Origin of the sequence: Rhodococcus sp. IEGM 1366 (genome assembly GCF_033142425.1) — a bacterium.
GTDB lineage: Bacteria > Actinomycetota > Actinomycetes > Mycobacteriales > Mycobacteriaceae > Rhodococcus_F > Rhodococcus_F globerula.
On record NZ_JAWLRZ010000011.1, the window covers coordinates 145,100 to 160,460 of the forward strand.

Sequence of the window (15,361 nt, forward strand, 5' to 3'; positions counted from 1 at the left end):
CGACGTTGTCGGAGTACCCCGATCCCCACGCGCTACTCGCACGCGTCATCGCGGCGCCACAAGACCACGATCAGCCGGAATTGCCAGACCAAGATTGTCGCGTAGCGTCGTTCCCTCGTACTCGGCGCGCAGGACGCCACGGTCCTGCAACAGCGGGACTACGTCGTCGACAAACTCGTCCAATCCTGTTGGTACGAGGTGCGAACCAAGGATGAATCCATCAGAACCGTCGTTCTGCACAAACGAATCGATCTTTTCGGCGATCTGTTGCGCTGTACCGACTATCGGCCCGCGCTCGAACTGATCGATCACGACCTCACGCAGATTCAGCTTCTTGTTCTCGGCCACGGCGCGCAACTTCGCGACCGTCTCGAATCGGTCCTGATGGATGAATGCCCGTCCTTGAATGATCGGGGGTGCTTCGGGATCCGGTGCGATATCAGGTAGCGGTCCTTCCGGGTCGTAACCCGAAAGATCGAGATTCCAGATCTGCTCGAGCAGGATCAACGCAGTCTGACCTGTTACTTGCTGATCGCGAATGTCACGGTACTTCTCGATAGCATCAGCCTCGGACGTGCCGAGCACAAAGCTCGCCGACGGCAGAATCTTGATGTCACCCGGATCACGCCCGGCTGCAACAGCACGGGCCTTGATGTCCCGATAGAAGTCCGACGCCTCAGGCAGCTGCCCGTACGGCGAGAAGATCGCGTCGGCATTGCCGGCCGCAAAATCCCGCCCTTGCGGCGAGACACCAGCTTGAAGAATGACCGGGCGCCCCTGCGGACTGCGCGGAACAGTGAACCGACCGTTCACATCGAATTGTGATCCGTGGAAAGCGAATTCACCAGCCTCTGCTCGCGCGAGGAAACGACCGGAATCCTTGTCTGCGACGATGTCGTCACTTCGCCACGAATCCCAGATTTCACGGACGAGTGCGACGGTTTCCTCGGCGCGCTCGTACCGCTGCGCACGATCGAGGTAACCGCCGCGACGGAAGTTCTGCCCGGTGAAGGCATCGAACGAAGTCACGACGTTCCAGGCCGCGCGGCCACAAGACAGTTGATCGAGCGTCGCGAACTGTCTGGCCAACTCGTACGGTTCGTTGAACGTCGAGTTGATGGTGCCGGCCAATCCGAGGTGTTCGGTTACTGCCGCCAATGAGGCGAGCACCGTGAAGGTATCCGGCCTGCCGATGATGTCCTGATCGAAGATCTGTCCCGCGCGTTCGCGAAGTGCCAGTCCTTCTGCCAGGAAGAAGAAGTCGAATTTTCCGCGCTCGGCGGTTCTAGCGGTGTGTTCGAAGGAGTCGAATTCGATCTGGCTGCCCGCCTGCGGATCCCACCACGCCGTCTGATGGTTGACGCCGCCCAGGTAGGCACCCAAGATGACCTGCTTACGCTGCTGAGAACTCATGAAAGTATTCCTCGTCTGTTCAGGCAGCCGGAGTGCCGGCGGCGTAGCGGTTGGGGACGTCGATCGGCAATCCGAGAAGTCCGCGGAGATTCGTATCTGGATACGCTGGACGGAATACGTTGCGCTTCTGCAGTTCTGGTACCAGGTCATTCACAATCGTGTCAAGATCGTCCACGGCAACACCGGGTCGCAAACGAAAGCCCTCGATCCCCAACTGCTGCCAGCGGAGAAGGTGATCGGCCAATTCAGCCGGCGTGCCGGTGAAGATCAGTGCATCAGAGCGGTACGGGGTACCCGATGCATTGTCCAGGCGGTCGAGTCGTTCTCGACCCGATTCCCCTGCCGCATCGAAGAACACAACAATGTCGCCGTATACCCGGAGCGGTTCGCCCGAGCGCTCAACCCGTTCCTGCGCCGCCCGCACTTCGGCGAGAATCGAGGGCACCTGACCATCGTCGAGAGGAGTCACAAAAACCAGATCGGCTGTTCGAGCAGCCAGCTCGTACGGAACGCGCTGGTGCGCCAAAGCTGCGATGATTGGCTGCCCCTGCGGCGGCCGCGGAGTGACCGACGGTCCACGGACGGATAGGTACTTGCCCTCGAAGTCGATGTAGTGCAACTTCTCTCGATCGATGAACCGTCGACGCTCCACGTCACGAATTTCGGCGTCATCCTCCCAGCTGTCCCAGAGACGCCGAACCACGTCGACGGCCTCTGCTGACTCGTCGAACAGATCCCGCACAAAATCGGGAAGATTGCCTGAAACCAGCAATGCCCGATCATCTTCGGTCAACGCGGGGATGTCGCGCCGGCCGAAATGCGTAGCCTCCGCTTCAGACGCTGAGACTTTCACCTGCCACCCCGCGCGGCCTCGCGACGTGTAGTCGAGCGTTGCAACAGCTTTGGAGACATGGAACGGCTCGGTATGCGTTGTGGTGATCGTCGGAATCAATCCGATATTGCGCGTCACCGGTGCCAGCCTGGCCGCCACGAGATGCGCGTCCAGTCGAGCGCGCACACGATCGACCGCGTCACCGACGGGCTCGAACGGGTTGCCCGGCACGGAGAGGCTGTCCTCGATACTCACGAAGTCGAGCAGACCGCGTTCGGCTGTAGTCACGAGATCGGTCCAGTACGACGCGGTGAACAGCTCACTCGGACGCGAATGGGGTTCTCGCCAGGCCGCGGGGTGCCAGCCGGCGCCGTCAAGCGCTACGGCGAGGTGGATGGGAAGGGTGGAGGTCATCGGCTTCTACTCCTGTTCGAGGACTACTCGGGAGCGCACAGTGCCGGCCGCAGAACCGTCAGCCCTCTTTCACTGACGGGTAGTGCCGCAACTGCCGCTTGCGACACACACCACGCGTGTCGCCAGGTGTGATCCCGGGGCACCCCATCGGCATGAAGGGTTGCCGTCCAGCTAGCCGGTCCTTGTCGCTGGAACTCTGCACCTGCTGTGACCCTATCGAGAACAGCACTTGGTCCCTATGAACCCGAGATGCCAGAAGATGGCAGAAACCACGCGCCACCTGCCACAACCGGCACCCGATCCTTTTCACTCTCGAGGATTCGAATTCGCGTGTCGGTACCGAGTATGCGCAAACTCCCCACCAACACGAATCGCTCCAATTCCCGACTAGACTGGCACGACACCGCCTCCGCGCGCCCTGTCATCGAAAGGCACGTCATCACACAATCTCCCGCTCCGCACGACATCTACTTCGTACCCCCGGAGCAGGACACCACTGACACAGTGAAACCCGTCTCGTCCCCCGTGCGCGCTCGATTGGAGGACCGCCCGGAAACTGTGCGGTTCAAGAATCGGTTTGCCCTCCCTATCGTCACCACAACCCCGCTCGAAGCGATGATCGAGGACCTGCTGTTCATCCGCGATATTCTCGACGCGGCAGGTGTCGAATACCTCCTCGTACGCGGAAACGACGAACGCGCAGTCATCGCGGTCAATTGGGCCAACCGAAAGAAATTGCGCCGCGCGCTGATCGACGGATGCCAGAACACACCCTTCTATTCGAAGACTCTCGACGCGAAGAAGAGTCCAGCGCTCTTGATAGCCGACGGCGCACTGTCCTCCACACCAAAAGCCCGCATCTTTCGACTGTTTCGGCCGCGCGTTCATCTGGCGAGTGGCCTGAACTACGGCGCGAATATCGGACTTCAGATCGAACTGTGGTCGATGTCCGACACAGAGATCGTTCTGCCCATCGAAAATTCACTGACCCGGCGGACGGTGCGTCCGGAAGAAGCAGTTCGTGGAACGGTGGAGCGTTTCGGCCGTGTGTGGCCGACGATCGAGAACATGTTTGCCGCCCATGCCTCCGACATCAATTTCGACATCGACCTCGTCTTTTCCTGGGTGGACGGTTCTTCCGAGGAATTTCAGGCGCAACGCGCACTTCGGATGCAGAACTACATTGTCGGTGAAGGTGACGAATCCGCAGCACGATTCCGTCAAATCGACGAATTGAAGTACGCACTACGGTCCGTGCACATGTATGCGCCGTGGATCCGAAGAATCTTTGTCGCCACCGATTCCGATCGTCCGGCCTGGCTGGCCGACGATCCTCGGGTCACTTTCATGCCCAGCGAAAAGTTCTTTGCCGACCCGTCTGTACTGCCCACTCACAATTCTCAAGCGGTCGAATGCCAACTGCATCACATACCCGGACTCTCCGAACATTTCCTCTATTCGAACGACGACATGTTCTTCGGCAGATCCGTCGGCCCCGACATGTTCTTCTCGCCCGGTGGAATCAGCATGTTCATCGAGGCGGATACGCGAATAGGTTTGGGACACAACGACGACGATCGCAGCGGATTCGAGAATGCGGCTCGGGTCAATCGACGTCTACTACAAGAGCGATTCGGATTGATGACAACTCGGCACCTCGAGCATGCCGCCACCCCGCTACGCAAAAGTGTCATGGCGGAAATGGAACGCGAATTCGCGGACGATTTTGCGGCCACCGCTGCGAGTACCTTCCGCGCAAGCACCAACATTTCGGTCACCAATTCGCTGTACCACTACTACGCGCTGATGAGCGGCCGCTCCGTCGTACAGAAGTCGGCTACCGTCAAATACGTCGACACCACTGTCAAAGCCGGTTTGCGACAGATGAATTCACTACTCAAAGACCGTTCGATGGATTTCTTCTGCCTCAACGACGGTAGTGAACCGGAAATCGATCTCGAACTACGTACCCGTAAGGTCACCGAATTCCTCGAGAACTACTATCCCGTCAAAGCGCCGTGGGAGGCCTGACGGATACTACTGCGCGACGGCAATATCGTTGTGCTCACCGATGCGAATGCCTGCGTCCGCCAGACGCGCCGCAGCGTCGCGGGCGCTGACGGCCTCACCCACCGTATCGTCGCGGACAACGTCGTCGCGCTCGAGCGGCACTACCGAATGAACAATCGTGTCGGCGTACACGTGGACGAGATTGCAGCCTTGTGCGCTGTCTCGGCCACGCTGTCCGCCGACCGCTACGTTGAGGTCCTGGGTGTAGCAGGCCGACGACGCCACAGACACGGGAATTCCCGCGAACGTCGCCGTCGTCGAGTAATGCAGGTGGCCCGCGAGAATTGCCCGCACGTCACTTCCCCGGAGCACTTCGGCCAACCGCGGCTGATCTCGTAGTTCGACCAGCACAGCCAGATCCTGGATACAGGGAATCGGCGGGTGATGAAGGGCGAGAATCGTTCCGTCGGGCGCTGAAGTCGCTAATTGTGTTCGCAGCCAATCCAACTGGGCGTCGCTGATCGATCCGTAGTGGTGGCCGGGAACAGTGGAGTCGAGCGTGATGATGCGGAGGCCGTCGATGTCGTAGACCCGATCGACCGACCGGGTCGACGGTGACTCGTTCAACAACCGCGTCCGGAAGTGTTCCCGATCGTCGTGGTTACCCATCACCCAGACGACCTCGGCACCAAGTCTGCCTGCCACCGGTTCCACGATCGATTTCAGCGTCTCGTACGCGTCCGACTCCCCTTTGTCGGTGAGATCCCCGGTGAACACCAACGCCCGCGGACGCGCCCCTGACGCCTCGACGCCGGCAAGAATCTGCCGCAGTCGAGCTGTCGCGTCGACGGCGCCGTACAGGTCCCCGCCCTCGACGAGGTGCGTGTCGCTTATATGCACCAGGAAGTGCTTTGGACGTGGATATTCGGCATGTCGAACGCTCATCGGTCTCTCGCTTCCGCTAGCCGACGCGCAGGTACCGGTGCACCTACCGAACCTCGACAGTAGTCATCGAGTCTCCGGCCCTCATTCACGCACACCCATGGACCGCCCGGAATCATCGGTAGTTGAAGCTGCGAGTAGAGTCTTCGCAGTGTTGTTCCTGACCTCTCGACGCTACGTCGACCTTCGCCTGCAGGCGAGCGCAATGTGTCCGCGCTCGGCCTGATAGACGCGTACCAGGAAACATTTTCACGAAACCCCGCCTGAACTTCTTCACGGCGTGCCGCGTTTCGCTCTCTTCAATTTTTTGAAAGGCATTGTCATGCCCAGCTCCACCTCTACCGGCGTGCCGGAATCAAAAACCCGGTTCCCCTCGTGGGCAACGTCATTCGGACCTCAGATTGTTGCCGGTCTGGTTATCGGTGTCATTCTCGGTCTGGTTGCCCGCGCGATGCCTGACGCCGCAGACGGCAATGTGAACTGGCTCGTCGGAACTGTCCAGACCATCGGCAGCAGCTACGTCAAACTGCTGACGGTCGCGGTCATTCCGCTGGTGTTCACCGCCATCGTCAGTTCCATCGCAAACCTGCGTCAGGTTGCCAATGCCGCTCGATTGGCTGTGCAGACTCTGTTGTGGTTCGCGATCACGGCATTCATCGCGGTCATCATCGGCATCGTCGTCGGCCTGATCACCGATCCAGGTTCACGTACCGACGTTGCCGTCGAATCTGCCAAGGAACCGAAGAGCTCCGGATCGTGGTGGGCGTTCATCACCGGCCTGGTGCCGAACAACTTCCTCGGTCTGGGTGCCAAGACGTCAGTCACCGAAGGCGTCGCGACAACCTCACTGAGCTTCAATGTTCTGCAACTGCTTGTCATCGCAGCGGCAATCGGAATCGCGGCGCTCAAGGTCGGCGCCAAGGCAGAGAAGTTCCTCGAGTTCAACGCTTCCCTCCTGGCAATCATCCAGAAGGTGCTGTGGTGGATCATTCGCCTCGCGCCGATCGGCACCGCCGGCCTGATCGCCACCGCCGTCGCAACCTACGGCTGGGACGCCATCGGATCGCTCGGTGTATTCACCGCCGCGGTCTACATCGGTCTGGCGATCGTGTTCTTTGTCGTCTACCCGGCTCTCATTGCTGCACACGGCCTCTCGGTTCGTAACTTCTTCTCCGGCGTCTGGCCTGCCACTCAACTCGGCTTCGTTTCCCGCTCGTCGATCGGCACACTCCCACTGACCGAACGCGTCACCGAGCGCAATCTCGGCGTGCCGCGCGAGTACGCGTCGTTTGCCGTGCCGCTGGGTGCCACCACGAAAATGGACGGTTGCGCCGCAATCTATCCCGCAATCGCCGCCATCTTTGTTGCCGGCTTCTACGACGTTCCGCTCAACTTCACCGACTACCTCTTGATCGTTGTCGTGTCGGTTATCGGTTCGGCCGCTACCGCTGGAACTACCGGCGCAACAGTCATGCTCACCCTGACGCTCTCGACACTCGGACTGCCACTTGCCGGCGTCGGTCTGCTGCTTGCCGTCGAACCGATCGTCGACATGGGCCGTACGGCCGTCAACGTCACCGGGCAGGCACTCGTCCCGGTGATCGTGGCCAAGCGCGAAGGCATCCTCGACACGGCCCGCTTCAACGCGCCTCGCAACGGTAATCCGTTTGCCGAAGAACTCGTCGACGCATAATTCGGCCACACCAAAAGATGTCCCCGCACCGTGATCGGTGTGGGGACATTTTTTCTGGTCAGATACCGAGCGCCTTGGCCAAAGTTGGCCACGCTTTGGGGAAACGCTCACGCCAGTACGGCCACGAGTGCGTACCGGTCGGTTCGTAGTCGATTGTGGCATCGATACCGAGTGCGGTGAGACGCTGGTCGAATGCCTTGGTACACATGTGTGCAACCGCCTCGATACTGCCACCGACGACCAGACGATCGGCCAAGTCAGGCGTCCGCAAATTTTCGTTCTCGCCCGCCACGCCCGTCGCGACGGACAAGTAGATTTCCGTTCCGCGGAGTTGCTCGGCATTGAGGAGCGAATCGTGCGCTTCCCATTCCGGCCCGCCCGGAATCCCCCACATGTTGTCGGTGTTTCCGCCGCGCGACGTGACCGTCGATTGGATGCTGGCGCGCCCCCAGGTGTCCGTGGTCGAGTAGCACCCACTGAAACCCGCCACACCTTTGTACAGGCCCGGATTTCGGTGGGCGAGCATCATCGCACCCTGCGCGCCCATCGAAATGCCCGCAATTGCATTGACGCCGTTGGTGTTCAATCTCGCGTTCAGGAGCGAGGGCAACTCTTTCGCAATGAACGTTTCCCACTTGTGCAGTCCAAGTGCCGGATCCTCGTTCTCCCAATCCGTGTACATGCCGGCCTTGCCGCCGTTGATCATCACGACGTTGACGTTCTTGTCGGCAAAGAAATCCGGCGCGACGCCGTACCGCACCCACCCACTGGACTTCTCCTGAGCGTCGGCACCGTCCAGGAGATACAGGGTAGGTCTCGGCGCAGAGTTGTCCGCGGGAAGAATAACTTCGACGCCGACGTCACGCCGCAAAGCAGGAGATGCCACCGTCAGCCGAACGGACTGCGGTCCAGTCACGTTCTCTCCGACAATTGCGGGGGCCGTAATGCCGTCCAACAGTTGTGCTGGTGCCCCTGGGTCGCCCTGCATGGACCCGGGCACAGTCGAACCGTATTCCAACGTCTCGAGACTGTCGGAGATCGGCGTCGCGCCTACCGAAGTGATACCGAGCACCTGCAGTCCGAACACACACGCAGTGGTTACAACGATTCCCGCCCGCCTCACGGGGGTGAGCGGGGTCAGGCACTTCGACATCAGGCTCCCAAACAATTAAATACAGTCATTTGAAAGATACCGTGTAATTCGGACACACTCACCCGCTGGCCCATCGCACCACGCCTGATCAGCGGCGAAACGACAGCTGCGCACGTACCGTCAGACACCCAGAGCCTTCGACAGCGTCGGCCACGCCTTCGGCAAGCGCTCACGCCAGTACGCCCACGCATGGGTGCCGTTGGGCTCGTAGTCCACGGTGGCGTCGATATCGAGTGACCGCAATCGCTGATCGAACACCTTGGTGCACACCTTTGCGGCAGCCTCGATCCCGCCGCCGACAACCAGCCGCTCGAGCAGTTCCGGCGTCTGCAGCGTTTCATCCGCCCCGGGGGCGCCGTTGGCAGTGGAGATGTAGATCTCCTTGCCGCGCAGGCTTTCTGCGTTCAACACGGAATCATGTGCTTCCCACTCGGGCCCACCGAGCTCTCCCCACATATTGGCCGGATCACCGCCGCGCGAGGTAATCGTCGCCTGCACGCTGGTTCGGCCCCAGGTATCCATCGTCGAATAGCAACCGCTGAACACCGCGACGCCGCGATACAGATCCGGGTACCGATGAGCGAGCATCATCGCGCCCTGTGCGCCCATCGACGTCCCGGCGATTGCATTGACGCCGTTGGTCCCGAAGTGAGCATCGATCAACGGTGGCAACTCCTTCGCGATGAAGGTTTCCCACTTGTGCAATCCGAGCGCCGGATCCTCGTTCTCCCAATCCGAGAACAAGCTCGCTGATCCCCCGTTGATCATGACGACATGGGCATTCTTGTCAGCAAAAAACGCGGGGGCGCCGCCCATGGTGACCCAGCCGTTCGAGCCCTCACCGCCGTCGACGCCCTGCAGCATGTAGAGCGTCGGGCGCGGAACCGAGTTGTCGGCCGGAAGTAGCACCTCGACACCCACCTCGCGCTTCAAGGCCGGCGACGCAACAGTCAGGCGCGACGCCTGCGCTCCGGTGTGCACTTCACCCACAATTGCCGGTGCCACTATGTCGTCGCGCAGAACTGGAAGCGGTCCGGGATCATCCCGAAATATCTCGGGAACGCTCGATCCGAAATCGAAACTTCCGATACTGCCGGTGCTCTGCTGCGCGTTGGCCGTACCGGCACCGACCAGCGGCGCGGTCGCGACACACGCCGCGATCAGCGCGGCCCCGAGCTTCCCAATCCGGGCACGCGTGTTCACATGGACATTCATCCAGACTCCCAATTTCTAATCCGACAAAGTGAACATACCGTCCAGTTTAAAATCGGCGGTCATTACCGCTGTTTCACAGCGGTGTCGGACTCGCGGATTAGGGTGGAAAGATGCAGCCGGAATCAGTCCTAGTCCTCGACCTGGACCAAATCCGCGCTGTAGTCGGCACAACCACATTTCAACGCGGACTCGACTATTTCCGCCAAGGAGCCGTTCGCGAATTCGAGTGGGACGAGGCGACCCAGACTCTCGAAGGCGAGGTAATCGGCAACGAGGAGTACGTATCTACGGTCTTCCTCAGCCGGCGCACCCATAACAACACCACCAACGTCGCCACGATCCTCCGTGGCATTTGCACGTGCCCGGTGCGCATGAACTGTAAGCACGTCGCTGCCCTGGTCATAGCTGCCGCGGCGAGGTCCTCACAACCACCGGCGCCCAAGAACTGGGAAGACACGATCCGGGCGTTACTTCGGCCGAATCCTGTCGAACGAGGCGCCAGTGATCTTGGCATTCAATTCACTCTGCGCACCAACGGCCCACGAAACCAACTACTGGTCAAACCCGTGCAACCAGGCGCGCGGGGATGGATTTCCGGGGGCCTCGCGTGGAACAAGCTGGGCAGCTTCCACCAACACCCGGCGCAACACATCCGGATACTCAATGACATCCACCTACTGATCAGTGCCAGGACCGCGTACCGCCACTACAACGCCACCGATTTCGATCTGGCGGACTTCCCCAGTCCTGGCCTGTGGGCGTTGCTCGCCGAGGCGCGCAATGCCGGCATCCCACTCCTCCATGCCAAGCCGAGCCTCGGACCAGTATTGATCGATGACGGAGTGGACGTGTGCATCGACGTGACGCATGGTCCGGACAACGGACTTCAAGTCACACCGCGCCCATTTTTCACGAACGACGGCGAGAGAACATCAGAGCCAACCCCACCGATCTGGGGAACAATCGGTAGCACTGTCCACGGCATCTACGCAGTCGACCACGACGGCAGAATCCGGTTGGCACCGCTGAACACCTCCGTCTCCCCCGCCCTCAAGGACTTCATCAACGCAGGCGACGCCATCGACGTGCCGGCAGAACACCGCGAAACCTTCACCTCCCGCTTCGCGGTCAGACTCAGCTCAATTGCCGACATCGTCTCCAGCGACAATTCGTACGCGTCACCCGAGATCAGCGGTCCGGTCCTTCACCTGCGAGCGAAGTACGGCGATGATCATGGTGTTGACCTGACGTGGGAGTGGCAGTACACCATCGGGAACGATCGATTGACCGTAGGCGTGGGTGAACATCCCGGGTCACTCGACGGCCGCTCTCCAGCCAGGGAACAATCCATCCTCGACACCGTGAGCCCCCTGTTCGGCCCCTCCGACACCACTCGGCCACACACGCGAGAACTGGTCCACGGTTCATTGGCGGGCCTGGACACGATGCGATTCACACTCGATGTCCTTCCGTTGCTCCGTGACCATCCAGACGCTGACGTCACCATCGACGGGACACCCGCCAACTATCGCGCCACCGATGATTCGCTTGTCATCGGGCTCTCCACCAGCGCTTCGCCGGACAGCGCCGGATCGGACTGGTTCGACCTCGGGGTCACCGTCAACGCAGACGGCCAAGAAGTGCCCTTTGCCGACATCTTTGCCGCCCTCAGCATCGGCGCCACCGAACTGCTGTTGCCCGACGGCGCATACTTCAGCCTCGACAAACCCGAACTCCGTGAACTGCAACGCCTCATCGCCGAAGCACGCTCACTCCTCGATCGCCCCAACGGACCGCTGCGAATCAGCAAGTTCCAAGCCGGACTCTGGGACGATCTCACGTCGCTCGGAATCGTCGAACGTCAAGCAGCGCAGTGGAAAAAGCAGGTCGACGGGTTGCTCACCCATGCCTCCATCGACCACGTGGATGTTCCGTCGACATTGCTGGCCACACTGCGTCCCTATCAGGTCGACGGATTCCGGTGGCTCAATTTCCTTCTGGAACACGGACTCGGCGGAATACTGGCCGACGACATGGGGCTCGGCAAGACGCTTCAAACACTGGCGATGATTGCCCGTGCACGCCAATCCGATCCGGTGGCACCACCTTTTCTGATCGTTGCCCCGACCAGCGTTGTCTCCAACTGGAAATCCGAAATAGCCAGATTCACACCAGAACTCAGTACGGTCATCGTCACCGGGACACTCAAACGACAGAACCTCGATCTCACCGACATCGTTATCGGCGCCGACATCGTCATCACGTCGTACGCGTTGCTCCGCCTCGACTCCGACGCCTATTCTGCCAACAGCTGGTCGGGCCTCATCCTCGATGAAGCCCAGTTCGCAAAGAACCACAAATCCAAAGTCCACCAGTGCGCACGAAAACTCGAGACGCCGTTCAAACTCGCCATCACCGGCACACCTATGGAGAACAACCTTTCCGAACTGTGGTCACTGCTTGCGATCACGGCTCCCGGACTCTTTCCGAATTCCGCCCACTTCACCGAGCTGTACCGTCGGCCGATCGAAAATGGCGGGGACACAGAGCGATTGGAACAACTGCGCCGACGTGTCAAACCGTTGATGATCAGACGCACCAAGGAGCAGGTGGTTCGCGACCTACCGGCAAAGCAAGAACAAGTACTCGAGATCGACCTCTACCCCAAGCATCGCGCGCTCTACGACACGCATCTCCAACGCGAACGCCAGAAGATCCTCGGCTTGCTGTCCGACGTCGACAAGAACCGTTTCACCATCCTCGCGTCACTGACACTACTTCGCCAACTCAGCCTCGACGCCTCGCTGATCGACGACAAGCACGCGACGATCCCGTCAGCCAAAGTCGACGCACTTCTCGAGCAATTGGACGACGTCATCGCCGGCGGACACCGCGCCTTGATCTTCAGTCAGTTCACCGGTTTCCTCAACGCCGTTCGCCGCCGCCTCGACGCCGATAACATCGAGCACTGCTATCTCGACGGCAGCACGCGCGACCGCGGCGACGTGTTGGAAAAGTTCAAAACCGGTGCTGCGCCAGTGTTTTTGATCAGTCTCAAAGCAGGTGGCTTCGGGCTCAACCTCACCGAGGCCGACTACTGTTTCATTCTCGATCCGTGGTGGAACCCCGCCACCGAAGCTCAAGCCGTGGACCGAGCACATCGCATCGGCCAAACCAAGAACGTGATGGTGTACCGCCTCATCGCCAAGGACACGATCGAAGACAAGGTGATGGCTCTCAAAGCCAAGAAATCCGCGCTGTTCGCCAGCGTGATGGACTCCGACGAGCTCCTCAGTTCCACTCTGGGCGCCGAAGACATCCGTTCGCTATTCGAGTAAACGCCAGGCTTGTCCCACCCCGTAATCTCGGGGAACGGTATGGTTATTTGTGAACGGACAACACAGAACTCACGAATGCGGATATCACCACATTCGAACGAGAGGAACCTGAATGGGCGTCACACTTGCCAAGGGCGGCAACGTATCTCTGTCGAAAGCAGCACCCAATCTGACCAAAATCGCTGTCGGACTTGGATGGGACGCACGAAGTACCAGTGGCGCTGACTTCGACCTTGATGCCAGTGCGTTGGTCACCGGCCCGGAACGCAAGGTACTTTCCGATCTTCACTTCGTGTTCTACAACAACCTACGGTCCCCTGACGGTGCCATCGAGCACACCGGCGACAACCTCACCGGCGAAGGCGACGGAGACGACGAGGTAATCAACATCGACCTCCCGGCGGTACCGCCCAACGTCACCAACATCTTCTTCCCGGTATCGATCCACGACGCCGACGCGCGCCTCCAATCCTTCGGCCAGGTCACCAATGCCTACATTCGCGTGGTCGACCTCTCCACCGGATCAGAGCTTGCTCGCTACGACCTGTCCGAAGATGCGTCCACAGAGACAGCCATGCTCTTCGGTGAGGTGTACCGGCACAACAACGAGTGGAAGTTCCGGGCAATCGGCCAGGGATACGCGTCAGGCCTAGCGGGCATCGCCCGTGACTACGGCGTCAACATCTGACATCGCGCCACGAACATGGGGTCCGAGCCTGATTCAGGCTCGGACCCCATGTTCGTTCCAGCGGTACTTTTAGCGCTGAAGGACTGCCCGCGCAAGATACTGCGCCCAGGGCATATCCGACGTCGAGATCATCCCTACCAGGTCGTATCCAATCGCGCCGACCAGATCGAGAACCTCGATCGTGGTGCCGGCAGACTTGCCCGGAATCGCGGGCTCTGCAACCAACGCCGGGGACGATCGGATCTGGCCAAGAGTTCCCGCAACAAGGTGATGTCGATCCGACGGCTCCAGCCCCGCGGCAACAGCGAGCAGGACAAGAAGTTCAATCGCCCGCGCAGGTCCCGCCGACGCAACGGGAACCCCGTCGACAATGCAATTCCACAAAGCGTCTGCATCTGCACTCGCTGAACGCCCACGACGAGTCAGGACAATCCGGCCCTTCAGCTTCCTGGCCAAACCCCAGCTTCGGAGCAGCACAAACAAACGCTGAGCCTTGGGAAGATTAACCGGCTCGAGTTCCGGCTGGTCCAGCGCCGCGTCGACCGTCGACAGAAATGACTCGACATCGATTCCATCGTCACCGATCAACGTCAACAACATCTGAAGCCGCGAGCCCACAGCAACACGTATCTGCAACGAAGACTCGGACCGATCATCGAGTCGCGCCATCGCAAAGACGTCATGCAACTCAGGTGCGCTAGCCGGCGCGAGCAATTCGAAAAGATTCCAGATATCGAAGGTGCGTGGGAACGACGCGATAGCGGACTCGCGCGCCACCGTTCCGACACAACGAGCCAATCGCTCGTTGACCTCCTCCAACACAAACTTATTCGGCTCGAAATCGGTTTGTGCCCACTCCAGAGTCCACTCCCGAGAGCGCAATTCCTCGGAAAGCAGCACACTCAATAGTTGCTCGAATTCTTCAGGTCCCGCACATTCTTCGGGCGGGCACGCACCAACACCTTCGATGCACACCGCGGGTTTGTCCGCGGCCTCGTCGTCAACCGATTCGAGAGTCACAGAATGCCGCCACGCACCGGCTCGTCCGTACCGGTACTGGATCATGTCACCGGGAGACATCAGAACTTCGTGAACGTGGACCTCGTTCTCGGCGACTGCGCTCTGGCCGCGGCTACGACGATCAGCCACACGATTACGCGGAGCGTATTCCAGAAAATCACCAGGAAACCGTGTGCCGATCTTCCGCCACGAATGTCCATGCATATCGTGCCAACCCATTGCCCGTTGAACTACGGCATGGAAATCGTCGAGCGTGAAATCGGAATCGACAATCAACCGCCGCGATATCTGCGTGGACACCTCTTCAAGCCGAATCGAGATTCGTAGACCTGCCGGCAGTGAACGGCGCTGTCCACGCGAGTTCATCGAGGGATGTTCGGGCACAGCGGGAGTCTGCTGTGAAGCAGCGGGTTCTTGCTGATCCAATCCTGTCGGCACAAGTCGCAGGTGCGAGCCACTGGAGTTGCGGAGGCCAACCATAGCTGTTCACTATGCCACGAACTACTGACATCCCATGAGTTTTGTCGTCGCTACGTACCCTGTTTGCGGAGTTTTAACCCGCCCGCGATGGTGCGAACGGTACGTTCGGTCGATCCGAGGCGACGGGTGTACCGTTCGCTCGATCCCGGGGGTGTTTCGGGGA

General features: G+C 60.1%; 10 protein-coding genes and 1 riboswitch. Of the genes, 4 read left to right on the forward strand and 6 right to left on the reverse strand.

Going from position 1 to position 15,361, the window contains the following annotated elements:
• Positions 1-45: 45 nt before the first annotated feature.
• Together R4P64_RS28800 and R4P64_RS28805 are read right to left on the reverse strand one after the other, a co-directional pair.
• Positions 46-1,413, reverse strand: coding sequence for an NtaA/DmoA family FMN-dependent monooxygenase (locus R4P64_RS28800; RefSeq protein ID WP_317823578.1), 1,368 nt, complete (start codon positions 1,411-1,413; stop codon positions 46-48).
• 19 nt (positions 1,414-1,432) lie between these two features.
• Positions 1,433-2,659 (reverse strand): LLM class flavin-dependent oxidoreductase, encoded by a 1,227-nt coding sequence (locus R4P64_RS28805; protein WP_317823579.1) that lies wholly within the window; start codon positions 2,657-2,659, stop codon positions 1,433-1,435.
• A gap of 89 nt (positions 2,660-2,748) precedes the next feature.
• A riboswitch (SAM riboswitch) is annotated at positions 2,749-2,862 on the reverse strand.
• Between the two features lie 412 nt (positions 2,863-3,274).
• On the opposite strand from R4P64_RS28805, the gene R4P64_RS28810 reads away from it, so the two are divergent.
• Positions 3,275-4,690, forward strand: a complete 1,416-nt coding sequence (locus tag R4P64_RS28810; protein WP_045071533.1) for a stealth family protein — start codon at positions 3,275-3,277, stop codon at positions 4,688-4,690.
• Between the two features lie 6 nt (positions 4,691-4,696).
• Here R4P64_RS28810 and R4P64_RS28815 read toward each other — a convergent pair whose 3' ends face one another.
• Entirely contained in the window at positions 4,697-5,614 is a 918-nt protein-coding gene (locus tag R4P64_RS28815) for a phosphodiesterase (protein ID WP_317823580.1), read from the reverse strand.
• A gap of 319 nt (positions 5,615-5,933) precedes the next feature.
• On the opposite strand from R4P64_RS28815, the gene R4P64_RS28820 reads away from it, so the two are divergent.
• Entirely contained in the window at positions 5,934-7,304 is a 1,371-nt protein-coding gene (locus R4P64_RS28820) for a dicarboxylate/amino acid:cation symporter (protein WP_033236112.1), read from the forward strand.
• A gap of 58 nt (positions 7,305-7,362) precedes the next feature.
• Here R4P64_RS28820 and R4P64_RS28825 read toward each other — a convergent pair whose 3' ends face one another.
• Positions 7,363-8,457: an alpha/beta hydrolase gene (locus R4P64_RS28825; RefSeq protein WP_095888562.1), complete on the reverse strand. Its 1,095-nt coding sequence runs from the start codon at positions 8,455-8,457 to the stop codon at positions 7,363-7,365.
• Positions 8,458-8,577: 120 nt separating this feature from the next.
• Positions 8,578-9,672: an alpha/beta hydrolase gene (locus R4P64_RS28830; protein WP_141486668.1), complete on the reverse strand. Its 1,095-nt coding sequence runs from the start codon at positions 9,670-9,672 to the stop codon at positions 8,578-8,580.
• Positions 9,673-9,782: 110 nt separating this feature from the next.
• Here R4P64_RS28830 and R4P64_RS28835 point away from each other — a divergent pair, with 110 nt between their 5' ends.
• A complete protein-coding gene (locus tag R4P64_RS28835) occupies positions 9,783-13,010 on the forward strand; it encodes a DEAD/DEAH box helicase (RefSeq protein WP_317823582.1) in 3,228 nt (1,075 codons plus the stop codon).
• A 112-nt stretch (positions 13,011-13,122) separates the two neighbouring features.
• Positions 13,123-13,698: a TerD family protein gene (locus R4P64_RS28840; RefSeq protein WP_033235982.1), complete on the forward strand. Its 576-nt coding sequence runs from the start codon at positions 13,123-13,125 to the stop codon at positions 13,696-13,698.
• 69 nt (positions 13,699-13,767) lie between these two features.
• On the opposite strand, the gene R4P64_RS28845 is transcribed toward R4P64_RS28840, so the two are convergent.
• Positions 13,768-15,102 carry a plasmid pRiA4b ORF-3 family protein gene (locus R4P64_RS28845; protein WP_317823583.1) on the reverse strand — a complete coding sequence of 445 codons (1,335 nt, stop codon included), beginning with the start codon at positions 15,100-15,102 and terminating at the stop codon, positions 13,768-13,770.
• Positions 15,103-15,361 lie beyond the last annotated feature (259 nt).